The sequence below is a fragment of the Actinomadura sp. NEAU-AAG7 genome, assembly GCF_018603865.1.
Taxonomy (GTDB): Bacteria; Actinomycetota; Actinomycetes; order Streptosporangiales; family Streptosporangiaceae; genus Spirillospora; species Spirillospora litoris.
In genome coordinates this window covers 1334350-1358410 of record NZ_JAHFZY010000001.1, presented here as the reverse complement: position 1 = coordinate 1358410, position 24061 = coordinate 1334350, and the positions used below count along the sequence as shown (strand labels likewise).

Here is a 24061-nt window from a genome sequence, read left to right as displayed (position 1 = left end):
CCGCCCGATGGCCCTACCCCCGGAAGGCCGCAAAGCGTGTCCTCACTTGCCGCATACTCCGCCACGCGGAACATGCGGCGGGAGGCGGTCCTGGTCTTGCCGAGTCTCCAACTCGACGGCCTACGTGGTGCGCTCCGTCGGCTCCCTCGCCGACATCGGCGAGCGGGGAGACGACGACCTGCTGCTCGGTCGGTGGCCCCAGGGCCGGCGCCTCCGAGCACACCTTGCCGATGCGGAATCTCAAAGCGGTGCATATCGGACAAGAAGCTATGAAAGGCGCATTAACTTGCTTCTCTTAACAAATGGTCCGTAGACGTCACGTAGCCTCTCCGGTCGCAACCGCCCCAGGCCATCGGACTCTCACGACCAAATCCGACACCGCCGATTGGCCATTTCAGGCCAGGAGTACCCACCCGGGGAGCCAATCGGCTCACCTACAGCGAAACCACGAGGCCGCATTGTGGCTGGTTGCGGGCCATTTTGCTCCTTATCTTGATCCTTTTATTCGACCTGGTCAATCCATCATGCCATCGAAGTCACTGCCCGTAGTTTTGACCAAGAGCTTTAGGGAAAGCTAAACTTAACGTAGATCCCGAGTAAGGGAAGGGGTGGTGCGCCATGGTCTTTTATGGTCGGCGCGAAGGCGCAGGTGACGTCCGCGCCCCCGCCGAAAGCGAGACTTGCCTGGCCAGCGCCGTGATGAATGAGATCGCCTGGTTCATGCGCAAGAACGGAATCAAGCGATCCCAACTCGCGGACGAGATGAGCGTCTCCCCGGGCCGGGTGACCCAGATCCTCTCGGGCGAGGAGAACGTCACGTTACGAACCCTGGAGACCGTGGTGACGGCTCTGGGAGCCCGCCTGGAGGTGCGGATGCACCCTCTGCACGACTCGACTCTGCCCCTGCCGAAGGGTGACCGCCAGCCGGTCGGCCGGCTGTTCTGAGGTCCCGGCAGCTCCCGGGACGCCGGGGGGCCGGTCACACCCTGTCGGGGCCCGTGGAGCTCAGCGGCACCCCCGTGAACAGCCCGGGCTTGTACCCCCAGCGCAGAGCACAGGTGAGGATCCGTTGGATCTCGCCCATCGCATCCGAGAGCAACCGTCCTCGCAGCTCGGTCAGATCCTCCCGCCGGGCCCGATCCTCATAGCCCTGACCGCCCAGCAGTCCATGCAGTTCCAGGGCCCGCAGCACCCTCTCGGACGCACGGTCGCCGGTGTCCTCGCACAGCGCGGCGACGCCGACCAGATCGTGGATGTGATCGCTCAGACGCTGCAGTTCGCGCCTGCGCTCATCCGGACTCTCTCCGCCCGCGACCTGCTTGCGCAGTCGCTGGCAGAAGAACCTCGTCGCCGCGATGATCTCCTCGGGGTCGCGCTCGCCATCCAGCCACTCCGGGTCCTTGAAGCAGCGCCCGGCCCATGACACATCGTCATCCGCCAACGATCGTTCGAACCGAAACAGCAGGTAGGCGATGCCGACACTGGCGATCATCATGGTCTGCGTCGGCGCCGACTCAGTGATCTGCCTGACCTGAACACCCCGCCTGATCTCACCGCCGAGCAGTGCCCCGACCGCCGTCAGTGACGCTCCCGCCCCCCACAAGGGGTGAGGCATGAGCACGGCGACATTTCCCAGCACCGTGGCCGCCGCGCCGATGGTCCCGATGACCGCCAGGGTCCACGGGCGGCTGACCTTGCCGAACATCTTGTGCTGGCCCCGGCAGCGAAGCTCCAGACAACCAGCGGCCGCCAGGCACGAAAGCACGAACGACAGCGCCCATCCGCCAGTGGTCTCCCATGACAGCCCCAGCATCGCCTGCAGCCTCCCCATGGCCGGCACGTGAGCCCCTGATCGCCCTCCCGTGCGCCCCCGCACGCAATGCGATCACTCACGCGTTGATCGATTGCTTTACTTCATTTTTGCCTACTCTTTGGTCTCTTTACACCGCATACACTCAGCGTTGTCCAATCGTGGCCGACAAGTCTCGTCCATAGGCGTTTGTCGCACAGATTGCGATCTTTCAAATCGCCTCAATACGGTCATTTCTGACATCAATGGAGGGGCGCATATCCGCAGGGTGTGAGATCGCCGGGCCCGCTGAGGAAGCCATTGGGACAGCGGATCACACCGAGCGGTGTCAGATCGCATGGTCCACAACGCCGCCCCTCCACCCGCCATCGCGCGGCGCCGAGTGCCCCGATCTTGAGGCTCGTCACCTCGACCTCACCGGCAAATCCCGCCAGGACGGAGATCACGGTCAGGAGAGCGCCGATCAGGCCGGCAATTGCGCGATCACAGGAGGCCGCCGTACGGACTCGCGAGGGGACCGAGTGCGGAACTCAGCGATGGTCGCCGGGGTCCCTGGAGGAGAGGAAACGGCCGGTGGCGGCGGGCCTTGTCCAGGAGGCGTGTCTGCGGGTACGGGGAGGCTCGCGGGCAGTGCGAGGGGACGCGCGGTTCGGTGCAGACCCGGCTGCACTGTTCACGACGAATGCCTGCCCGACCGTGCTGAAGTCTCGGGGGCGGCATGCCACTGCCGCCGAGGTTGGCGGACGCGTCGGACCCGCTCGCCCCGCTCGTCCCGGGAGGGAATGCCCGCCTCCGCCCCTGCCCCCGCCGGAGGACAGGCGACTCGGCTGTGGCCGTGATCGACGCGACGAACTCACCCCGACGAGCAGGCCGTACTCGGCAAGCCACTGCGCACGCTTCCGCTTTCCCTGGGCGACCGGGCTAGGAGCCCTTTAGAGGATCGGTCGACCAACGGCGGCGGGGGGGCCGTGGGGCCGTAGCTCATCGGCCAATGCGGGCCTTGAGCCGGGCGCGGTGACCGGGCGGTCTCGGGGGCGGGCCCGCGGACGGTGGCCAAGTCGAGGGGATGGAGCCGGTCGCCTCCGCCGTGGCTCCCCATGCCCGTGAGTATCGCTGGGCCCTGAAGTCAGCCGTCCCCGCGATCTCCGACGAGCGTGGGCACCGGACGAACGTCCGGTCAGCGCGAATTGCTCAATTATCCCTATTTGCACGATTTGTCTGCACGGGCTCGGGCCGCACGGCGCAATCCGTCGAGGGCGGCTGGAGGCAGGCACGCTGAGCTGCGCGCGCTCATCGGCCGCTCCCGATCGGCGAGTCGGCGCCGCCCATTCGACTCAAGATCAACTCTCGGTCAAGGGGCTCGGCATGGAGGACCGCTTCTGGCACACTGCGAACCGTTCGCTACCGAGCAAAACCCTATCTAGTGGGGCATTCTGGGGGAAGCAACGACTGCGCGGCACACTCGGGCGGGTGCCCCGCTCAGGCTCCACGAGGCGCGGTTCGGTCGCGCTCGTCAGGTTCCACGGCGTTCGGAAGGAATCGATGGCGGAGAAGCAGACCGGGCCGTACCCCGTAGCCCATTTGCAGCGTGCGGTGCGGTTGGAGATCGAGGCCATCCTGCACGACGACATGACGAATGCGGAGAAACTGTCCCTGCATGACGGTCGACTCGTCCAGCAGTCGGGGTCCGAGCGGGAGTATCTGTTCCTCTGCAAGGGATGGAAGGAAGCCTTCGGCAGTAAGGACCTGCTGATCCGGACGTCGCGGTCCCGCGGTCCGTGGGAGCGCGCCGAGGCGACCCGGTCGCCGGACGGGAGGATCCGGGTGGCCACGGAGGCCGACCTTGGCGCCCAGCCGGTGAACGCGCAGTTGGTCGAGGACGACACCGCGGGCCTGGTGGCGCTGGCCGAGCGGCTGGAGCAGACGGGCACCAGCGCGCCAGGGGTGAACCTCACCGCCGCGGGGTGGCTGGTCGACCAGGGCAAGCCGAAGATCGGCCGCTGCTCCGACACGGAGCGGTTCGTCCCGGGGTACCGGAACCGCCGGTTGAACACCCGGCAGCGGCAGGCCGTGGAACGGGCGCTCGACAGCGAGCTGACCTTCGTCTGGGGGCCGCCGGGCACCGGGAAGACCGACGTGGTCGCGAGCATCGTGGAGGGCTGTTACCGGCAGGGCCTGCGCGTGCTCTTCCTGGCGCCCACACACGTCGCGGTCGACCAGGCACTGCTGCGGATGTGCGACCTGCTCGCCCGGGAACCCGAATTCGGGTCGGGGCTGGTGCAGCGCGCCGGGGACATCGCCGTCGCGTCCCTCGCCGCGAAGTACGGGGAGCAGATCGACCGGGGCCGCATCGCCGAAAGGCTGACGGGCGAGTTGGACGCCGAGATCGCACAGATCACGCCGGAACTCGCGGGGGTGCGCGCGGGCATCGCCCGCCACGACGAGGCGACGCGTGCCATCAACGGGCGCCAGGAGCTCGGGCAGCGGCTGGTGGCCGCCCACCAGTCCGTCCTCGACGCCGAGGCGGCGGTGAACGCCGCCGCCGCGCAGATCGCCCGGGTCCGGGAGCAGATCGACCGCATCGGGCCTCCGTCCGGGATGTTCGCTCAACGCAAGCAGGCGAAGCTGGACGCGCTCGACAGCGAGCTGTACCACCACCGCCATGCTTTGGAGACCGGCCAGCAGCGGCTTGGAGCCGCCCGCGCGGACTCCCAGCGTTGCGAATCCGAGCTGGCCGCCATCACAGCGGCCTTGCCGAGCCTCCTGGCCCGGGTGGAGGGCCTGGCCCCGGTCGCGCGGCTGCGCGAGGACGCCGACCGATTGCAGCACCGGCTCGACCATCTGCGCAAGGAACTCCAGAGGATCGCGGACACCGTGCGGAGCCGCTGCCGGATCCTGGGCACGACGGTGTCCAAGGCGGTGCAGACCCGCCGGCTGATGGACGAGATCGACGTCGTGGTCATCGACGAGGCCGGGATGGTGAACCTGCCGTCCGCCTGGTACACGGCGGGCCTGGCCCGCAAGCGGGTCGTGCTGGCCGGCGACTTCCGGCAGCTGCCCGCCGTCACACGCGGTTCGAACAACCGCGGGGCATCGCCCCAGGACAAGGAGCACTCGCGGCTGTGGATGGACCGGGACGCGTTCCACGCCGCGGGGCTCGTCGATCCGCACGGCGGCGCCCGCGTCGGCGACCCCAGGATGGTCGCGCTCAACGAGCAGTACCGCATGCGCCGGGCGATCTGCGCCGTGGTGAACGAGGTCGCGTATCCGGACGCGCCGCTGCTGACCGGCAGGGAGGAGGGGACACGGCTGCCGTCCTCACCACTGATCGAGAGCCCGCTGGTGCTCGTCGACACCTCCAGCCGCGTCCCGGACCGGGGAAGGCGGAACGCCCACACCACCAACGCCGTCCACGAAGCCGTGATCCACGAGCTGATCCGGGGCTTGCAGTACGACACCGTGCTGCCCGCCCGCAAGCACACCGGGCTCGCCGAGGGGGAGGGGGCGGCCGACCGGCTCGCCGTCATCTGCCCTTACAAGAACCAGAAGAAGGCGCTGAACACGAGCCTCGCCCACCGCTTCGGCGAGACCTACGACGGTGTGGTGGACACCGTCCACCGCTTCCAGGGAAGCCAGCGTCCGCTGGTGGTGATCGACACCGTCGCGGGAGCCGGTGACCGGCTCGGCTACTTCTACGAGGGCCTCGGGCTGGCCTCGGCCACCTGCCGGCTGCTGAACGTCGCGCTGAGCCGCGCGCAGGACCATCTCGTCCTGGTCGCCAACACCGAGTTCATGCACCGCGGGCTCAGCCGCACGAGCGAGGCCGCCCGCATGCTCGCGCACTTCGAGAAGCACGCCCAGCGGCTCCCGGTCGAGGACCTCGTCCCGGTGCGCAGCGCCGCCGACCTGGGCGGCCTGGCCCCCGAGGAACTGGCGCGCCCCGCGTTCTTCCCCGCCGACGAGGTCTCCCGCGCCGTGGAATGGGACATCGCGCAGGCCCGCCAGAGCATCGACATCTACTGCGCCTTCCTCGCCCCGACCCCGGTGCGGTACTGGCTCCGGCATCTCGCGCCGCGGATCGCCGCCGGCACACGCGTCACCGTCCACACCCGGCGACAGGAACCCGGCACGAAGGACGCCGACCTCGTCGCGGCGATGCAGGCGGCCGGCTGCCGCATCGAGGCCCGCGAGCGCATGCACGAGAAGGTCCTGATCGTCGACGACACCGTCCTCTGGCACGGCTCCCTGAACCTCCTGGCCCACGGCGGCTCGACCGACCTGATGATGCGGATCACCGACCCGACGGCGTGCGAACGGGTACGGCGCATCGTCGACCGCGCCCGCATGGACCGTCCCGCCCGTCCCGGGCCCCCGGCGCCGCGCCGATCCTCGAACAACGGCATCTCCCCCGGCGACGTGGTCGACGGCCGCCTCTACCTGAACGTTCCCTACGAGGAGAAGGACGAGGCGAAGCGCCTGGTAAAGGCGAGATGGGACCCCAAAAACCAGCTCTGGCACGTCGCGGCGGCCACGCCGAGAACACACCTGACCCGCTGGCTCCCCAAATCCCCTTGAACCGCACCTCGCGCTGCCCGACCACGTGCTCGACGGGCACGGAGCATCGATCCAGGAGAAGGGCGTCTTTCTCACGCACTTGAAAGTGCCTTTTGTAGGCCCTTTCTCAGTCACTCATGATGGTGTTACGCACTACCAGTGAGGTGAGGAAGATGATGGAGAAGGCGGCAGGCCGGTTCAAGATCATGAGACGATCCGTCGAGCCGGACCCGGACGCACGATCCCGGCACCGGGGTGTGCCGCGTCCACACCGTCCACGAGACAACGGACCGATCTGCCGCCGACGGCTCAGCCCGTCGGCGCGCTGACCGCGGCCTTGGCCCGGCCTACTCCGGTCAGCTCGCTGGCGGCCCGGTTGCTCGCGATCTCGCCGTGGTGGGCGACGGCCCAGTCGGCCATCGCCATCACCGCGTCGATCAGCGACCGGCCCAGGTCCGTCAGCGCGTACTCCACTCGCGGCGGGACCTCGGCGTACGCGGTCCGCGTGACCAGGCCGTCGCGCTCCAGATGCTTGAGCGTCTGGGTCAGCATCCGCTGGGAGATCCCGGGGATGCTCGCCTGCAAGTCGGAGTAGCGCAGCGAGCCGGCGCCCAGAGTGCTGACGGTCAGCACCGTCCATTTGTCGCCGATGCGGTCGAGCACCTCACGGATGAAGGCGCTGCTCTCCGGCCATTCCCCGCACGGACCACTGATCCGTCGCGCCGGCGCCATCTCGATCACCTCTCATCCGGATGCAACCGCACCACCAGTATGTAACGCCCGCGAGGCGTCCACGCACCCGTGCACGGCTCCGGCGGATCACCGGAGCGCGCTCTCCAACCACTCTGAAAAGGAATTCCACCCATGTCTTTGAACGCACACGACACCATCGTGGTCGGCGCGGGCCCGGCCGGGCTGTGGACGGCGGCGGAGCTGGCCCTGGGCGGCGGGCGGCCGCTGGTCCTGGAACGGGCCGAGCGGCGCAGCCCGCACTCGAAGGCGCTGGCCGTCCACCCGCGCACGATCGAGGTGCTGGCGATGCGCGGGCAGGAGCGGGCCTTCCTCGACGGCGGGCTGCCCGTCCCGGACGGGCATTTCGGCATGCTGCCCGCCCGCCTGGACTTCCGCGGCCTGGCCACGCCGTTCCGGTTCCTGCTCGCGCACCCGCAACTGCGCACCGAGGAACTGCTCGAACAGCACGCCCTGACCCTCGGGGTGGTGATCCGGCGCGGGCACCAGGTGTCCGGGCTGAGCCAGGACGAACAGGGCGTGACGCTGCGGGTCGACGGGCCGGACGGCGAGTACGAGATCACCGCGGACCACGTGGTCGGGGCGGACGGGGCGGGCAGCACCGTGCGCCGGGCGGCGGGCATCGACTTCCCCGGCACCGACTCGACCGTCTTCGGCTTCCTCGGTGACGTCGAGCTGGACGACCCGCCAGACCGGCTGGGCTTCTGGCACAACGAGCACGGCGCGCTGATCGTGGCCCCGATCCCTGGCGGGCTCTACCGCGTCACCGGGTACGCCCCGTCAGATCCCACGCCGACCCTGGAGTCCCTGCGGGAGACGACGAAGCGGATCGCGGGCACGGACCTCGGCATGCACTCCCCCGCGTGGCTGTCCCGTTTCGGCAACGCCACCAGGCTCGCGGCGGAGTACCGGAGGGGCCGGGTGTTCCTGGCGGGCGACGCCGCGCACATGCACTTCCCGGCGGGCGGCGTCGGGCTGAACGTGGGAGTGCAGGACGCGATGAACCTGGGCTGGAAGCTCGCCGCCGTCCAGCGGGGCCGGGCGGACGCGGCCCTGCTGGACACCTACCACTCGGAACGCCACCCCGTCGGCGCGGCCCTGGGCGAGCACACCAAGGCCCAGACCGCCCTGATCACCGCCACGACCGAGGAGGGCCGGTCCCTGCGCCGGTTCATGGCCGATCTGCTGCGAACCCATCCCGACGTGGCGACCGCGCTGGCCGACACGCTGACCGCGCTGGACGTGCGCTATCCGGGCACCCATCCCCTGGCAGGCCGGCGCCTCCCGGCCACCCGCGAACAACTGCACCTGTTGCGCGAGGGCCGCCCGGTGCTGCTGGCCCAGGAAGCCGGCCCGGCGATGAAGGACCTGGCCATGAGCACCGACCTCCATCTGTACGAGACCGAACTGCCCTGGCCCACGGCCGCCGTGCTGATGCGCCCGGACGGACATGTGTGGGCCGCCGGGGACACTGCGGGAGAGTTGGCGGACGCCATGGCGGAACTGCCCCTGACCTGACGGAAAGCGCCGGCCCCCGGGAAAGTCCCCGGGGGCCGCGGGACCGGGGGCGCATATCGCCCACGTCCCGGCCTTCGACCACCTAGGTCACGAAGCGCTTCGTGAGGCGACGAAGGTGTACTCGCCGAGCAGAATGAACCGCCCCGGCTCGGCGGCCTCCTGCGCGCCGGTGAGGGGGACGGCGAGTCGGTGTTCGAGCGTGCCGGGACTGCTGGTCACCGGGTTGTAGGCGCGCAGCATGAGCGTGGCGTCACACGGAAGGGGCTGGGAGAACTCGACCACCACCGTGACCGTCCCGGAATAGTGGGGAGGCAGAGTGATCGAGCGGGAGTACACCTCGTCCTCGCCGGGCGCGTAGATCTGTACCGGCGGCAGAACGAACGGGAACCGCTGGTCGGTGCTGGAGAAGACGGCGGTGCCGTCGGGCAGGTGGGTTCCCGATACGCCGAAGACGTATTTGGTCGGGGTGTCGTTGAGGTTGCCGATGGTCAGGCTGGTCAGGACGTACCTTCGCTGCTCGCACGGGATGACGTCGATGTTGCGCCAGCAGACATCGGGGTTGTTCTTGACCCAGTTGACGTAGTCGACGTTGGAGTTGAAGACCGGTAGTCGCGGGGGCATGGGGTGGGCGGGCGTGTCCACCGTGCCGATCATGCAGTAGTGGCCCGGTGGCAGCCGGTTCGGTAGGACGAAGGCGTTCGCGCTGACACAGATCTGTCCGGGAGCGATCTGCCTGGAGCCGCCGCGCGCGACGAACGGCACGGTGAGGTCGCCGTTCTCCGCGTAGATCGGATGCCAGGCCCGCGGATCCAGGAACAGTCCGCCGGCGGCGTAGTAGAGCCTGACGTGACCGGACGCGGGGCAGCCGCTTCTCAGGCTCTTTCCGCGCACATAGACGCGGTTGAGCCCCCCGTACACAATGGGGTGGCGAACCCCGAGGTCGGGACCGTTGTAGCTGGATTCCAGCAGGTCGAAGTCGAGGATGTCGCTGCCGAAGGGGATGAGGTCGGGGGACCGCCACATGGGGTCGGGTGTGGGAGTCTGCCCCTGGTCCTGGAAATTGTCCCTGACCAGGATGTCGTCCCATCCGGCCTTCTGTTCAACGGGCACGGTGCCTCCCTGATCGTGGTGCCGCCCCTGTTCGGGGGCCGGGGCTTCCTCAACTCTCGTCCGCGGTAAGCGGGGGAGGCCATACCGGTCAGGGAAACGGAGGGTTACCGCAAGGACACACATTTCCTGTTGCATGGTTTTAAAGGCGTTCCGAATCAGCCTTACCCACATCACTCGCGAACAAAAGAAGCCGCCGTGCGGCTTTGGCCACCCGGAATTTGAGAACGCCGAGCCTGCCAGTAGGAAGTGGCACCCCGGGAGGGGTGGTCCCTTGGGTCCGAAAAGGGAGAACGGGCCGGATGCCTACAGGCCGCCACAGCGGGCCGCGTCTTCTTTGAGGAATGGGGCACGTACTCACACCGGCCCCATTGCCATGGTCCTTCCGGGAGCCGTCGGCGGCGGGGTGGCAAATTCGTTAACGCAGAGCAAGAGTTTCCGACTTTTCGACACCCCAACGCGCGCACGGGTGCGGATGGCGGGCCTGATCGGCGTCTCCGGGGAGCGGCGGCCCGACCTCGCCCGGTAAGGGTCCCGCGGATTCTGAGGTCGGAGGGGCCGGCGCTGGCGTCGCGCGGGCCTGGGGACCGGCCCCCGCGCGAGCGGGGGCCGGTCCCCAGGCGGATGGTCCCGTGATGGAGCGGAAGGGCCCGTCGGTCATGGGCGCTTCCTGGTTCGTACGTTCACCGGCTGTCTTACTTCGTTCTGGTCAGAGGTTCTTCCAGAAGGTGTACCCGTGTTCCTTCGCGAAGTCGATCCGCCGGATGCCGCCCTCGCCGGGGGCGAGCACCTGAGTCGCGTTTCCTCCCTCACGCCAGGTCGGCGCGCCCGCGCCGTTGGGGTCGCCTGTGCGGGCGAACCTCGTCCAGTAACCCGTCATCTGATCGGCCAGGTTCCGCTGGGCGGCGCTCAGCCGGCTCTCGTCGAAGTAGTCGGTCTCGAACTGGTATTGCAGTTCGGCGGCGTGGAAGGCGCCGGTCGGGAAACCGGGCTTCCGCACATTCGCGACCCACGGCGATTCGGCGTCCGCGAATTCGTAGGCATACGCGGGCACCCGGCTTGCGACGGAGCGGCCGAGGTCGGTCACCGAACGCGCGAACGTGGCGTCCGTGACGAGAGCGGACCAAGCCTCACTCGGCGAGCCGTAGTCCCGGAGCGGATACCGGGCCAGCACCTTCGGCGCCTTCTCGGCGCCGACATAGGCGCGCACGCGGGCGGCGTACTCCGCCTCGTCCGCCAGCGGGGGAACGCCCATGAGCTGCTGCGCGGCCTCGAACGTGCGGTACTCATCGCGCGTCATGCCGTACATGACCGGGACCTTCGCGAACCTCCCGTCGAGCAGCGCCCGCTTCGGCGAGTACGGGAGCACGCCCCCGCCGCCGTACACCGGCGCGAAGCCGTACTCCGACTCCTTCAGCAGCTTCGACGTCGGCAGCGCGCGCAGGCACGCGGCGGCCGTGGCGGGGGCGGGGCAGCCGAGCTTGGCGGCGACCGCCTGGCCCTGGCGCTCGGCCTTGCCGCGCGGACGCGGCAGCCACGCGCCGGAGGGTTCGAGCGTCCCGTCCCAGTCGGGCCAGTTCTCGACCGTGCACGGACCGCTCTGGACGATCGCCCGCTGGAAGAGGCCCGCGGCGCCCGGGGCGGTGAGCTGCGAACACGTGCTCACCCCGCCCGCCGACTCACCGAACACCGTGACGTTGCGGGCGTCGCCGCCGAACGCCGCCGCGTTCCTGCGCACCCAACCGAGGGCGGCCTGCTGGTCCTCCAGGCCGAAGTTCCCCGAACGGTTCCTGGCCGGGCCGCCGTCCAGCGACGGGTGGTCGAGGAAGCCGAAGATCCCGAGCCTGTAGTTCACGGTCACGACGATCACGTCGCCGCGCGCGGCCATCCGGGCCGGGCGGTACAGGGCACCGGAGCCATTCCGGAATCCGCTGCCGTGGATCCAGACCATGACCGGCAGCCGCTTGCCCTTCGCGGACCGCCGGGGCGTGGTCACGTTCAGGTAGAGGCAGTCCTCGCTGTCGCTCGCCTTCTCACCGAAGAACCCCGCATTCTGGGCGCACGCGTTGCCCGGCTTCGTCGCGTCCCGCGGTGAACTCCAGGCTTTTGCCGCTTGCGGCGAACCCCACCGGACGGGCGGCGCCGCGTACGGGACGCCGAGGAACTCCCGGGTGTCCGCGCTGACGGTGCCCCGCACCGGGCCTTTGTCGGTGACCACCAGCGAACCGCCGCCGGCCGCCGGAGCGGCCGCCGCCGCGACCCCGTCGAGTCCCGATCCGGCGAGCCCTATTGCCGCGACACCGCCGATCGCGGCCAGCGACCTTCCCCACGCGCGCCGCTTCCGATATGTGTCCATGAAGGCTCCCGTCCCGTTGGCTCGACTTCCTCTACGGTCTCGGGACCCGGTGCACGGGCACAGGAGCCTTTCCTCTAGACCTCCGGTAGAGCTAGCTCTACCCCTTCGCACCGAAACGCGGAGGTCAGATAACGGCGACGGCGTCGATCTCGACCAGGAAGCCCGGGGACAGTCCGGCGACGACGTGGACGGTGATGGCCGGCGGCGGGTCGGCCCGGTTCCACACCTGCTGGAAGGCGGCCACCCCCTCGTCGAAGGAGTGGCCGTCGACCACGGCGATCCGCCAGTGGACGATGTCGGACAGGCTCGCGCCCTCGCTTCGCAGGATGGTCTGAAGGTTGCGGAACGCCTGGGCGGACTGCTCTCCAAGCGTGGGGCCGACGATCTCGCCGTCGGCGTCGACGCCGTTCTGCCCGCCGATGTAGATGGTCTTGGCGGGCTGCTCGACCACGACGGCATGGCTGAAGGCCGGGCTGCGGTGCAGCCCCTCGGGGTTGATGTGCCGGACGCCCATGTCGATCTCCTTCTTCGAGACACCGGTTAAAGTGGTGTCGTTGCGACACCAGTTATACTGGTTGCATGCGAACGGGGACAACCGGGCGGGTGCTGCACGACCCCAAGGGCGGGTCGTTCCGGTTCGACGCAGGCGCGGTCTGCCTGGACTTCGCCCACACCGGCGGGGAGGGCGACTACGCGGTCTTCGAGACCCTCCACGAGCCCGGCGACCTCGCCGGATGGCTGGCCCAGCCGCCCCTGGACGCGGCCTTGACCACCCCCGTCACGTCCCGCGAACTGGGCGCGGCCAAGACCTTGCGGCAGGCGATCTGGGAGGCCGCGCACGCCCGCGCCGCGGAGCGCCCCCTGCCCGCCGAAGCGGTGGCCACCATCAACCGGGCCGCCCAGGCGGCGCCACTCGTCCCGGAGCTGTCCGGCGGGGGCACCGCCGCGACGTGGGCGTCACCCGTGCGGGCGACGCAGGCGCTGTCGGCGCTGGCGCGCGAGATGATCGACCTGCTGTCCGGGCCGCTGTCCGGGCGCGTCCGCGAATGCGCCGGCGAGGACTGCCCGCTGGTGTTCGTCGACACCTCTCGCCCCGGCGCGCGGCGCTGGTGCTCGATGGAACGCTGCGGCAACCGGCACAAACTTCGCGCCCTACGCGCCCGGCGGGCCACCGGCCCGCCCTGACCACCGTCCTCCCCTCGGTCGCCATGGCGCTTCATTCCTGGTCGGCGCCGAGTTTGTAGTTGGGACGGGACGGATGCACCCGCCCCAGCGGCCCCTCGGCCATGGCGCGGATGAGCGTCCGGCTGACCTGTGTGACGAACCGGCGTCCCGCCTCGGTGACACCGTGCCCGCAGGCGGGGCCGCGCATGGCGCAGACCCAGCGCATGGTGCCGGTCGCGAACACGCCCGCGCCTTCGCCGGTGGTGTAGTAGGAGGCGTGCGCGACGGCCCGGCGGTCCCCGCAGGTGATCGGCGAGCTGGCGACGATCTCCAGGGTGGCCGGGGTGGGCCCGGCGCGGTTGAGCGCGTCGGCCTCCGGGCCGATGACGCCGGGGAACCTCGTCCCGGCGCGCACCCCGGTGCCCCGGAACAGCCAGAAGTCCGGCCGCGCGACGGTGAAGGCGCCCTCGGCCGGGAAGCACATGTACTGGATGCCGATGATGTCGCTCTCCGGCCGAGGCTCGGGGGGCAGCCGCCAGTCCTGGGTCGTCTCGCTGGGGTCGGTCCGCGCCATGGGGTCGGCGGCGGCGTCCTTGTAGCAGACGACCAGCCGGTTCGACCCGAGCGGGGTGGCGGCGAACCTGATGTGCCGGTTGACCGCGTTGGCGCCGAGGAAGGCGATGTTGACGCCCTGGTCGCGGGCCTGCGTGGCGCGCCGGCGCATGGTGGACGACCAGTACTCGTCATGCCCGAGGGTCAGCAGGCCGCGTGCCCCCTTGAGCAGCCCGGGGTCGGCGTGCAGGTCGTTGTCGGTCGCGTACGCCAGCGGCACGCCCAGCTTCTCCGCGAGCGCGATCGCGGGCTGCTCGTAGACCATGAACTTGCCCGCGCCGTTTCCGTCGTAAGGACGGTCGAAGCTGACCGCGCTGGCCCGGTCCCCCTCCCCGCCCGACGGTCCCTTGTACAGGTCAAAGCCGCCCCACATGTTGTAGGCCTGCCAGGTGGTGGTCGCGTTCAGCACGACGACGCGTCCCGCCGCGCTGGGCGAGCGGAGGGTCACCGGCACGTACCGCCGCGCCCCCGAGGTGGCGGTCAGCATGACCAGGTAGCTGCCCGCGGGCCATCCGGAGGTGGACACGGTCAGCGACGGCCGCCAGGGAGCCGACACCGTCCGGGTCGCCTTGTCGACATGGGCGCCCGCCTGCCGCACCCCGGGGTTGAGCCCGGACCGCCACACCCGGCGCGCCTGCGCGCCGCCGTACCAGCCCATCCTGAACGCCTGGGCGGAGAACCCGGAGGACGTGGTGGACACGAACAACCGGAAGGGCTCGCCCGGCAGCACGCTCACGCGGTCGGCGTAGCCCTCGATCTCGTGCTCGGATCCGAGGTTCCGGCGGACGATCCGCCAGTCCGCGTCGCCGCGTTTGGCGTTCTCGGCTACCTGGGCCGCCTTCGGCGCCCGCCGCCCGCTGGCGTCGCGGCCGTGCGCCCCGGACGAGCAGGCCGAGGCCAGGACGAGAACCAGGGCGAGCACGGCCGCGCCCCGTCCTGGCATCGTCGTGGGCCGCCCGTGCCGGCCAGGTCCGCTTCCGCCGGGCGCACGGCTTCCCACGACGACTCCCCTCGACGGTCGGCTGCTGCGGAAGTCCTCCCCCGTCCGGGCGAGCCGGAAGCCACAGCACCGACTAACAGATGGTCATCAGGGAACCGGAAGGCTCATCCCGCGTCGGTGGAGGGCCGTCCCCGCGTCCGGCGCGTTTCGAGCGCCGCGAACCCGAGCAGCACCACCACGGCGGCGCCCTCCAGAGCGAGCGCGAGCACGATCACGGACCGGTAGCCGTACTCGTGGAACCCGAACAGGCTGGCCTGCTCGCTGATCAGCAGGCCGATGATCGTGCCCAGCGCGAACCCGGCCGCCCCGAGCGCCACGAGTGCGAGCGGCGCGCGTCCCAACAGGGGCGGCCACCGCGGCGGGCTCGCCAGGACGATCCCCAGCGCCACCGCCCCGGCGAAGTTGAGCGCGAACAGGACCCCGATGATCGGGATGACCCGGTAATGGTCGGCGACGTACTCGCGCAGATGGACGGCACCGATGCCGAACAGCAGCAGCACGCCGAGGTAACGCAGCACGTGACGCACGGGGGTCACCCGCCCGGGACGAGGGAGCCACGACTCACTCCGCCCTGGACCTGCTCACCCTGAGGTGAGACGGCGTACCATTCGGCGCCGAACTGCGTGAGCGCCTGGCCTCGGATGTCACCGCGTCCGGTATCGGCCTGGTAGTAGTACAGCGGGTGGCCCGCGTAGACGAGCTGGCGCGGCCCCTCGGAGCGGGCGATCGTGGTGATCTGGGACCGCTGGGCGGCACCGTCCGCGATCGCCGGGCCCTGGGAGGTCGCGGGCGGCCAGATGGCGGCGCACGCCCCGCCGCAGCTCGACCGGTTCGGCAGGTCGGCGACGAACAGGTAGAGCGTGCGGCCCTTCCCGTCCACCAGGATCCGCCCGAGCGAGGGCACCCGCTCCGTGCCGATCCGCGCCCGGCCGGGATGCAGCGAGTTCGTCGCCATCGCGCAGCCAGTGGCCGCCATCACCGGGACGGCGACGAGCGGAGCCCACCACCGGCGGCGCATGTCAGTAGCCGCCGCCCTTGGGCTCGACCTTGCCGCCGGACGCCGACAGCACGTACCACTCGGCGCCGAACTGGTTCAGGCCCTCCCCCTTGGCGCTGCCGGGAGTCATGCCGTCAGGCACGTAGTAGTAGACGGGATGTCCGCCATAGGTGACCTGCGTCGAGCCGTCCGGACGCTTGGTGGTGCCCAGCTTCGCCGCGTCCGCGCCCGGCCCGGCGGTGGGCCGCCCCGCAGTGGCGACCGGCGGCCACACCGCCGCACACGACCCGGTGCACGACGACATGCCGCCCGTGTCCTTCTCGAACAGGTAGACCGTCCGGCCCTGACCGTCGACCAGGATCTGCCCCAGGGCCCCCACGGTCGCCGTTTTGATGGTCTGACCACCGGACGGAGACGCGGACGCCGACCCCGCCAGAGCCGGGGATCTCGGCGCCTGCGAGTCGGACGACTTGTCCCCCTCTCCACCGCCGCACCCGGCGAGCGCCAGTACGGCCGCCGCGACGACGGCCGGCACCCCTGCGGCCACCGATGTTCGCGGTCGCCGCCGTGTCCGGGGCACCGCCACGGCCGCGCGGACCAGGTCGGGCATCTGTGACTCAGACATTCGCGAAACCTCCCCCGAAAGGCGAACGGGTGGGTCATCTGCGTTCATCTTCCGCCGCCACCTACCCGGCCGACCGACCCGTGAACTGCCAGATCCCAGCTCTGACCTGGTCTTTCCTTAGCGCCGCGATGATCTACCCGCTGTTCCCCAAGAGTGGTCGCCAACGGGGCATCGTTCGTCCGGCCCTGGAAAAAGGGAGCGCGGCGCAACGCGACCGCGGCCTCGGACGCGAACCACCCGGGCCGGGATGATCGCGCTCGCAACGGCGGCGGCCCCGGTCGCCCGGATGCCTGGCGAAAGGTCACGCGCTCGTGCAGGTGAGGCCCCAGCGCGGCCCGCGATCAATGGTTCAGTCGTCTACGAGTCCGAACAGGTCGTGGGACGTGCCTGACGCGGTCCGTGGCGCGGCGTCGAAGGCGACCTTCGCTTGGCGTTTGCGGTTGATGACGTACTCGCCCGGCCCGATGCCGTTGGCTCCGTGCTCGTCGGTGTGGATCAGGAGGGCCGTCTGACCGCCGGGGACCCGCAGGTGTCCGACCGCGAGGCCGTCCTCCTGGCCGCTCGCGGGCAGCCAGGACACCCCTGGGCTGTCGAAGCCGGGGTGGAGCCAGTGGGTGTTGCCGGTCGCTTCGCCGCGGACGACCCGCACTCCCGTCGCGGGGACGGTCCGCCAGTCCTTGGAGCGGGGCGCGCCGGTGGGGATGACCAGCAGGTCCCCCTGGGCTTGGGGCCCGGTCAGGATCGGGACCTCGGCGTCGGCGGTGAGATGGCCGGGGACGGTGACGCCGATCAGTTTCAGTGCGGTCGCGTAGGTGTGCATGGCGCTCTCCTCAGGTTCGTCGTTCCAGTCGCCGGTAGACGTCCACGGGGCAGCCGTACTGCCAGGCGGCGGCTTCGACCGGATCGTCCAGATGTCCGGGGACCGGTTCCGCATAGTCGCGGTGCGCGCCGGACCGGTCGGGGCTGCCGTTGCGCATCACCAGCAGTCGTGCGTCGGCGCCGGGGATGTCGTACAGGCGCAGGACGGCACCGGGGTTGCCGGGATCCTCCGTTTCGGCCAGCGGTTCGAGCCCGGCCCTGGAAATGAATCTCTCCCAGCCCATGCGTTCGATGGCCAGGCGCCGCAACTCGCTGTTCCGTGTTCTTTCGATCTGCTGAATGTTCCATTCGCCATCGAACAGTTCCTTCGGCACCAGGGTGCCGTGCAGGAAGAAGTGCTCTTCACCGTTCGGCCATCGCAGCGCGGCCACGTCGTCCGCGTGCGGGCGGGTGGTTCCGTCGGGCAGCGCCTCGGTGCGCACGACCGAGGGCGGCTCGACCACGATCGCCAGGCCGCGGAAGGTCGCGCAGGCGAACGCCCGCCCCGGGACTCCGAAGTGGAGGCAGCCGCGCAGGTCCGCGATATCGCCTCCCTGGAAGAGGGCCGAAGAGATCCGGAGCATGGGGAGCAGCGGATCGAACCGGGGGCTCTCAGGTTTCAGGGCGCGCAGCCTCACCCGGTCGTCGCCCAGATCCAGTAGATCGAGGCCGCCCTCTCCATCGATGGCATGTAAGGCGCAGCACAGATAGGCGAAAAGGGCGAAGAACGAATATATTCCCAGAGCTTTCGGCAGGCTCAGCTCGGCGATGCTCGCGCCGATCATCCCCGCCGGCCTGTCGTCCATGCGGCAGACGATGTAGACGCCCGCCCCCAAGGGAATGAAGACCAGGTAGAGCAAGAGCGCCGAGAGCGACAGCGACAGCGCGTACCGGCACCGAGCCCGGATGCGCTCTCCGGCGGCCAGTTTCGCGGACCGGCTGCTCCGGTGCCGGTACCTCCGGAGGTGCTCCGGGGACTCGACCCAGATCACGCGGCGGTGCCAGCGTCTCCGGGATGCCCGGTAGGCATCGCGCAGTCCGGCGACGATCTCGGCGCGATCCTGATCGCTCAGCGGCCCGTCTACTGCCACGACGCCCCCTCGGCACGCACCATGAGGTCAGCACAGCCGTCCGACGAGCGGGCGGATCGAGCCGCAGTCCGTTCTCGCCCGTCCCAGCGCAGCAGGTCGTCCGCCGGGCAGACCCGGACGTGCCCGGCCGAGGCGACCCTCGTCCCGGTGCCGCAGCGCGGGCAGAATCGGTGCGTGGCATGCCAGTGCTCCAGCGCGACGGCGTGCGTGAGCAGCCCGGAGTCGCGGTCGGCGAGGAGCGCGCCGACCTGGCGCAGGCCGGCGGGCTCAGCGCCCTCGACGGCGGGCAGCGGCGCCGTCACGCCGAAGTAGACGGTGCCCTCGGCGTCCTCCCCGAGACGCCACCCGGGCGCGCCCCGACCGGGCGGGAGGGCTGCGGCGCCGCCGGCGACGAGGACCGTACGGCGACTGGTCGGAGGCGTCATCCGAGCTCCTCGCACAGGACGGGCTGTCACCCCAAAATCGCTGGAAATTGGTTCTGTCTCAAGGGGACCCGGGACGGTCGGCCACAACCGGAACCGCCACGCGATCGCAAGCATGACCGGGTGGTCAGAAGGACCCTGCTCACCGGCGCGGATGACGGCGGTGATGGGGCACTAGCAAACAAGCCGATGCAGATCGGGCGGGGCCAGTCCTCCCCGAGCCGCAGAACACCGACTTCAGTGAACGATCCGCTTCCGTTTTCCGGAGACGAAGGCCCCACGACGCGCTGTCCCGGACGACGCACTCGATGTGTTTCGGTCCGTCCGCGACCGGGCTTCGGCCACCCCGGCCTGGGTCGAGCGGCCCCCTCGACGGCGGCGACAGGAATGGGACCGGTTATTACTTGCCCCTAGAACCGTGACACAAACCGAACTTGACAGCGTCCTGCGGCAGAGACACGTTTCGCCGCGAGGTAATCGACTTGCTCCCCGGACACATATTTACGCTCAGGGCCCTGCGGTGGATGATTTGTTCCTCTCTTGGCGGAGGAGGAGCGCATGGCCCACAACAGCAACTGTGCTCGGGCTGAACGGCCCAGATGTATGTGCGATTGCGGTGGCGCGATGCACGGTTGCCAAGGTGCCTTCGAAATCGCGGATGGAACGGAGAAACGTGTACGTGAGTACCTCGCGGAACAGGAGGGAAACTGGGACACAAGGCCGCCGGGGGTGACCCTGAAACAGGCAGCGATCGGCTGCGCGAGGGCGGACGTCGTTTACTGGCTGTACCGTGATAAGGCGTTGCGGAGGTGCGCTCGGAGCGCGGACGAAAGGGCTTTCGAGGACGCACCGGGCGTCTCCGACAGCGGGCTGGTGCTGCGCGGCCTGTCCGCTCATCTCGGGGCACAACGAATGCAAGCATTCCAGCTCTGGGCGCGCAGTACCCACTTCTGGTGCGAGTTGCTCGCTCAGATCGCCCACGCCATCACTCAGTACGAGCAACTCCGGGACAGAATTTTCCGTATGGCGGAAGAGGCTCTTCGCCTGAGAAGCACACAACCTCTCGCGGATGAGTTGCGCTGTGCGAGAGCAATAGAGGTCGCGGTGTGGTCGGCTTGGAGGTACCTGTTCGAGGGCATCATCTCGACGTTAGACGCCGGGATGAGCCTGCGAGCATTGCTGAACAGCGGGGATGTCGCGCCGCTCCTTTGGCCTATCCGGGTCCTCGCGGTTCTGATGTGCCCGGACGCGTCCGGCCATCCGGCGGTCAGAAGATACTGCTGGGACCCGATCGTGCGCCACGGCGGCGCCGAGGTCCGCCAGAAGGTCCGCGAGCGCCTTACTCAGATGTTCCCCGATGATCCGTGGTTTGCCTAGCAAACACAGGCTCCGGAGTCATCGAGTGATGCTGCCCACAAGGGCGCCCTTCTGATGCCACCTGCGCCGGGCACGGGGGTGTCTAGGGGTTGCGCCCGTCGGCGCCGGACGCGTCGAGCACATGGAGCCGGAGGGGCGGATCGTCGCGGTCCGGGAGCGCCACGCCGATCACACCCGGGCCCCGGGGAGCCGCCGCACCGTGAGGGGGACCACCTGGCCGCCGACGGTCCGGGCCTGTATCGCCTCCGCGGGCGGCGGGGCGGCGGGCAGCCCGACGTGGATGCACACCGAGTCGCATGGCGCGGCTCAGGGGTGCCTCGCGTTCGGTGGTGGTCAGGTGGAGCCGGGCCGGCAGTTCGTCGTCCGACAATGCGGCGCGAGAGGCGGCGGCCGGGGGGTTCGGTGAGGGTGTCCGGCGGGCGGTAGGGCGTGTTACCAGGCGGTCACTGTGTGCTAACCGAGGCGGTATCACGGTGGCATGGAAGTCCGGGGCTCGGCCTGTGGCCTGTTTTGTCCCTCTTTACGCGGGTAGCCCGCCGCTCGACTCCGAGTAGACGGCGAGGTGACGAGGACATGAAACTCCGGACCGGGCTCGCCGCCGGCGTGGCAGGCGCGGGCGGCGTCCTGGGCGCGTTCGCCGTCGGCCGGGTCGGGCGCCGGCTGGCGAGCCGGGTCGTCGGCCGGTACGAGGCGAGGCTGGCGCGCTCCGTCCGGCGGCTGGCGGTGCGGGCCGAGTACGGCGGGCCGCTCGCCAAGGCGTCCCTCGCCGGGGCGCGGGCGCTCGCCCAGGGCAAGTCGCCCGCGCGGGCGCTGGTGAGCTTCGGCTGGACGGCGCTGAAGGAGACACTCAAGCGGATCTTCGGCGGCGGACGGCGCGGCGGCCGGGTCGACATCGTCGAGCAGACCGATGTCGGCGCGCCCTGCCGGCTGGTCTACGACCAGTGGACCCGCTTCGAGGACTTCCCGTCCTTCATGAAGAAGGTGGTGAGCGTCGACCAGGCGTCCGAGGAGAAGCTGAACTGGAAGGCGAAGGTCTTCTGGTCGAGCCGGACCTGGCAGTCGACGATCGTGGAACAGGTCCCCGACCGGCACATCGTGTGGCGCTCAGCGGCGGGGAAGGGCCGGGTGGACGGGACGGTCAGCTTCCACGAGCTGACGCCCGACCTGACCCGCGTCCTGCTCGTCCTGGAGTACCACCCGCAGGGCCTGTTCGAGCGGACCGCCAACCTCTGGCGCGCGCAGGGCCGCCGCGTCCGGCTGGAGCTCAAGCACTTCCGCCGCCATGTCATGACCCGCGCGCTGGTCGCCCCCGGCGAGGTGGAGGGCTGGCGCGGCGAGATCCATGACGGCGAGGTCGTCCGGACGGCGTGAGCGGCCCGCAGTGAGACAGAACCCCGAAACCCAATCCATGCGGAGGAGCACGAATATGAAACGCGGAACCAAGGTGGGCCCGATGCCCATCGGCCGAATCGCGAAACGGCTGCCGGTCGGCCGGAAGAGCCCGTCGGGCCTCGGCCGGATCACGCAGAACCTGCCGGGCGGCATTCCCGGTGGCAAGGCGCTCGGGACCACCGGCGGCGTCCTGCTCGGCGCCGGTGCCGCCGTCGCGGCCGGCCGCGCGCTCAGCCGCCGCAACGGCGAGGACGGCGAGCAGGAGCAGACCGAGACCAAGAGCGGCGCACGCGGCGCCGGTGCCGCCAAGGGTGCGGCGAAGAGCGCCAAGGGCGCGGCCAAGAGCGCCAAGGACACCGCGAAGAACGCCGCCGAGAAGCCCGCCGAAGGGGCCAAGGGCCTGTTCGGCCGGCTGAAGGACACCGTCGGGGGCGCCCTGAAGAAGGGCGGCGGTGGCGGCAAGAAGGTGAAGGTCACCAACATCGTCGAGCACACCGACGTCGGTGCGCCGCGCCGCCTCGTCTACGACCAGTTCACGCAGTTCCAGGAGTTCCCGTCCTTCATGAAGAAGGTCGTCAGCGTCGACCAGGCGGACGAGGAGAAGCTGAACTGGCAGGCGAAGATCTTCTGGTCCAAGCGGACGTGGGAGGCCACGATCGTCGAGCAGGTGCCGGACGAGCACATCGTCTGGCGCTCGAAGGGCAACAAGGGCCACGTCGACGGGACGATCAGCTTCCACGAGCTGGCGCCGAACCTCACCCGCGTCCTGGTGGCGCTGGAGTACCACCCGCAGGGCCTGTTCGAGCGGACCGGCAACCTCTGGCGGGCGCAGGGCCGCCGCGTCCGGCTGGAGCTCAAGCACTTCCGCCGGTACGTGATGACGCAGTCGCTGACCCGCGCCGACGAGATCGAGGGCTGGCGCGGCGAGATCCACGACAGCGAGGTCGTCAAGTCCCATGAGGACGCGCTGAAGGAGGAGGAGAAGTCCGGCGACGGCCCGAAGGCCAGGTCCGGCTCCAGCGCGAGGAACGGCCGCAGGAACGGCTCGAAGGGCAGCAGCAGGGACAGCAAGGAGCCGGAGTACGAGGAGGCTTCCAACAAGTAAGCCGCCGCGGGGCGGTCGGCAGCCGGTCCGGGCGAGAGCCCGGACCTGCCGCCGCCGCCCGCCCGCGTCCGGAGCGGCGACGATCACGTTGCCTCTTCGGTGCGAGCGTGCTCGTGCCCGACCGTCGAGCCGTGGTCCTTCTCGGCGGCGACGGCGGAGGCGGACAGGAGCGTCCCGGCGGTGAGGCCGCCCCACAGCGCGGCCGGGCCGTGGGAGGCGAGGGCGGTGATGATCGCCGGGGAGACGGCGAGGCCGAAACCGGTGGAGAGCTGGAAGCGGGCCAGGGCGCGTCCGAGGACGTGGGCCGGGGCGAGGGTGGTGACGAGCGCGGTCGCGCTGCCCGCGTAGATGATCTCGCCGATCGTGCAGACCACGGACACCCCGGCGACGGCCGGGGCGCCCCAGCCGTGTCCCAGGGAGGTGGCCGCGAGGAAGCCGAGGTAGGACGCGGCGAGCACCACGCCGGAGAGGACCAGCGTGGTCCGGCGGGAGTAGCGGGACATCAGCACGGTGACCGGCACCTGGAAGGCGACGACCAGCACGGTGTTGGCCACGAAGACGGCCGCCGGCCACACCGGCGACGCGTGGAACCGCGTCACCAGGATCAAGGGGATGGCGATTTCGGGAACGTTGAGGCAGAAGACGTAGACCACGTTGGCGGCGAGTAGCGCGGTCATGCGGGGCGCCGGGCCCTCGTCCCGGGCCGAGGCGGCGTCCGCCGGCTGTGCGCGCACGTGGACCGACCACGCCAGAGCGGCGGCGAGCAGGTAGGCGAGCACGGTGGCGGCCGCCAGCGCCCGCAGTGCGGTGGCGCCGCCGGCCAGGCACGCGGCGGCGAGGAGCGCTCCGACGCCCAGGGCCGCGTTGCGCAGGGCGCGGGCCGCCGCGAGGGCGGTGTCGCGTTCCCGTCCGTGGGCGACCGTGGCCACGAGCGCGGCGTGGGCGGTCGGCCATGCCTGGTTGCCGATGCCGAGGAACAGGGCGGCCGAAGCGAAGAGCCAGACGTGCCCCGCCGGGGCGGCCGCCAGCAGCGCCGCGCCCAGCACCCGCACCAGCATCGACGCGGCCACGACCGTGCTGCGCGCGCCCCGGTCCAGCCACCGGCCCACCGCGGGCATGCAGACCAGGCCCGCGACGATGCCGACCGTCATGGCGGTGCCGGTGGCCGGGGCGGACAGCCCCAGCACCGTCACGCCGTAGAGCAGCAGGAAGGGCCGCAGCAGGCCGGTGCCGAGCGCGTCCACCGCAAGGGCGACGGCGTAGCGCGGGCCTCCGGAGGCGCGGACGAGGGCACGGGGCTGGATCCTGGTGGTGGTCGCCATG

General features: G+C 70.2%; 20 protein-coding genes. 7 read left to right on the top strand and 13 right to left on the bottom strand.

Features of this window, described 5'->3' with window-relative positions; genetic code table 11:
* Positions 1-618: 618 nt before the first annotated feature.
* Complete coding sequence (locus KLI87_RS06220) at positions 619-945, top strand: helix-turn-helix domain-containing protein (protein ID WP_156214444.1); 327 nt, start codon at positions 619-621, stop codon at positions 943-945.
* Positions 946-979: 34 nt separating this feature from the next.
* Here the strand turns inward: KLI87_RS06220 and KLI87_RS06215 are convergent, their stop codons facing one another.
* Entirely contained in the window at positions 980-1831 is an 852-nt protein-coding gene (locus tag KLI87_RS06215) for a hypothetical protein (protein ID WP_156214445.1), read from the bottom strand.
* 1521 nt (positions 1832-3352) lie between these two features.
* Between KLI87_RS06215 and KLI87_RS06210 the strand changes: the two genes are divergently transcribed.
* The gene (locus KLI87_RS06210; RefSeq protein WP_214616149.1) at positions 3353-6385 is read left to right on the top strand and encodes an AAA domain-containing protein; all 3033 of its coding nucleotides are present in this window, start codon (positions 3353-3355) and stop codon (positions 6383-6385) included.
* A gap of 288 nt (positions 6386-6673) precedes the next feature.
* Here the strand turns inward: KLI87_RS06210 and KLI87_RS06205 are convergent, their stop codons facing one another.
* On the bottom strand, positions 6674-7096 hold the full coding sequence (locus tag KLI87_RS06205) for a helix-turn-helix domain-containing protein (protein ID WP_214616148.1): 423 nt from the start codon (positions 7094-7096) through the stop codon (positions 6674-6676).
* A gap of 132 nt (positions 7097-7228) precedes the next feature.
* Between KLI87_RS06205 and KLI87_RS06200 the strand changes: the two genes are divergently transcribed.
* On the top strand, positions 7229-8632 hold the full coding sequence (locus KLI87_RS06200) for an FAD-dependent monooxygenase (protein WP_214616147.1): 1404 nt from the start codon (positions 7229-7231) through the stop codon (positions 8630-8632).
* Positions 8633-8719: 87 nt separating this feature from the next.
* Here KLI87_RS06200 and KLI87_RS06195 read toward each other — a convergent pair whose 3' ends face one another.
* The 3 genes from KLI87_RS06195 to KLI87_RS06185 form a co-directional block, all read right to left on the bottom strand.
* A complete protein-coding gene (locus tag KLI87_RS06195) occupies positions 8720-9742 on the bottom strand; it encodes a hypothetical protein (protein WP_214616146.1) in 1023 nt (340 codons plus the stop codon).
* 706 nt (positions 9743-10448) lie between these two features.
* The gene (locus KLI87_RS06190; RefSeq protein WP_214616145.1) at positions 10449-12095 is read right to left on the bottom strand and encodes a carboxylesterase/lipase family protein; all 1647 of its coding nucleotides are present in this window, start codon (positions 12093-12095) and stop codon (positions 10449-10451) included.
* Between the two features lie 124 nt (positions 12096-12219).
* Positions 12220-12609 carry a RidA family protein gene (locus KLI87_RS06185; protein WP_214616144.1) on the bottom strand — a complete coding sequence of 130 codons (390 nt, stop codon included), beginning with the start codon at positions 12607-12609 and terminating at the stop codon, positions 12220-12222.
* Between the two features lie 65 nt (positions 12610-12674).
* Here KLI87_RS06185 and KLI87_RS06180 point away from each other — a divergent pair, with 65 nt between their 5' ends.
* Complete coding sequence (locus KLI87_RS06180) at positions 12675-13280, top strand: ABATE domain-containing protein (protein WP_250903488.1); 606 nt, start codon at positions 12675-12677, stop codon at positions 13278-13280.
* A 31-nt stretch (positions 13281-13311) separates the two neighbouring features.
* Here the strand turns inward: KLI87_RS06180 and KLI87_RS06175 are convergent, their stop codons facing one another.
* From KLI87_RS06175 to KLI87_RS39800, 7 genes are all read right to left on the bottom strand, one after another.
* Positions 13312-14793 carry a N,N-dimethylformamidase beta subunit family domain-containing protein gene (locus tag KLI87_RS06175; RefSeq protein WP_214616143.1) on the bottom strand — a complete coding sequence of 494 codons (1482 nt, stop codon included), beginning with the start codon at positions 14791-14793 and terminating at the stop codon, positions 13312-13314.
* Between the two features lie 182 nt (positions 14794-14975).
* The gene (locus tag KLI87_RS06170; protein ID WP_214616142.1) at positions 14976-15398 is read right to left on the bottom strand and encodes a hypothetical protein; all 423 of its coding nucleotides are present in this window, start codon (positions 15396-15398) and stop codon (positions 14976-14978) included.
* A 5-nt stretch (positions 15399-15403) separates the two neighbouring features.
* On the bottom strand, positions 15404-15889 hold the full coding sequence (locus KLI87_RS06165; RefSeq protein ID WP_214616141.1) for a hypothetical protein: 486 nt from the start codon (positions 15887-15889) through the stop codon (positions 15404-15406).
* 1 nt (position 15890) lies between these two features.
* Complete coding sequence (locus tag KLI87_RS06160; protein WP_214616140.1) at positions 15891-16493, bottom strand: hypothetical protein; 603 nt, start codon at positions 16491-16493, stop codon at positions 15891-15893.
* A 349-nt stretch (positions 16494-16842) separates the two neighbouring features.
* Positions 16843-17313 carry a hypothetical protein gene (locus tag KLI87_RS06155; RefSeq protein ID WP_156214454.1) on the bottom strand — a complete coding sequence of 157 codons (471 nt, stop codon included), beginning with the start codon at positions 17311-17313 and terminating at the stop codon, positions 16843-16845.
* 10 nt (positions 17314-17323) lie between these two features.
* Positions 17324-18442: a DUF6745 domain-containing protein gene (locus KLI87_RS06150; protein ID WP_214616139.1), complete on the bottom strand. Its 1119-nt coding sequence runs from the start codon at positions 18440-18442 to the stop codon at positions 17324-17326.
* The gene (locus KLI87_RS39800; protein WP_374225423.1) at positions 18433-18867 is read right to left on the bottom strand and encodes an NADH pyrophosphatase zinc ribbon domain-containing protein; all 435 of its coding nucleotides are present in this window, start codon (positions 18865-18867) and stop codon (positions 18433-18435) included. The genes KLI87_RS06150 and KLI87_RS39800 overlap by 10 nt, the downstream gene beginning before the upstream one ends.
* 555 nt (positions 18868-19422) lie before the next feature.
* Between KLI87_RS39800 and KLI87_RS06140 the strand changes: the two genes are divergently transcribed.
* The 3 genes from KLI87_RS06140 (at position 19423) to KLI87_RS06130 (ending at position 22738) form a co-directional block, all read left to right on the top strand.
* Positions 19423-20241, top strand: coding sequence for a hypothetical protein (locus KLI87_RS06140; protein WP_214616137.1), 819 nt, complete (start codon positions 19423-19425; stop codon positions 20239-20241).
* A gap of 573 nt (positions 20242-20814) precedes the next feature.
* On the top strand, positions 20815-21612 hold the full coding sequence (locus KLI87_RS06135) for an SRPBCC family protein (RefSeq protein ID WP_214616136.1): 798 nt from the start codon (positions 20815-20817) through the stop codon (positions 21610-21612).
* Positions 21613-21694: 82 nt separating this feature from the next.
* Positions 21695-22738, top strand: coding sequence for an SRPBCC family protein (locus tag KLI87_RS06130; RefSeq protein ID WP_214616135.1), 1044 nt, complete (start codon positions 21695-21697; stop codon positions 22736-22738).
* An 83-nt stretch (positions 22739-22821) separates the two neighbouring features.
* Here KLI87_RS06130 and KLI87_RS06125 read toward each other — a convergent pair whose 3' ends face one another.
* Entirely contained in the window at positions 22822-24060 is a 1239-nt protein-coding gene (locus KLI87_RS06125) for an MFS transporter (protein ID WP_214616134.1), read from the bottom strand.
* Between the last annotated feature and the right edge of the window lies 1 nt (position 24061).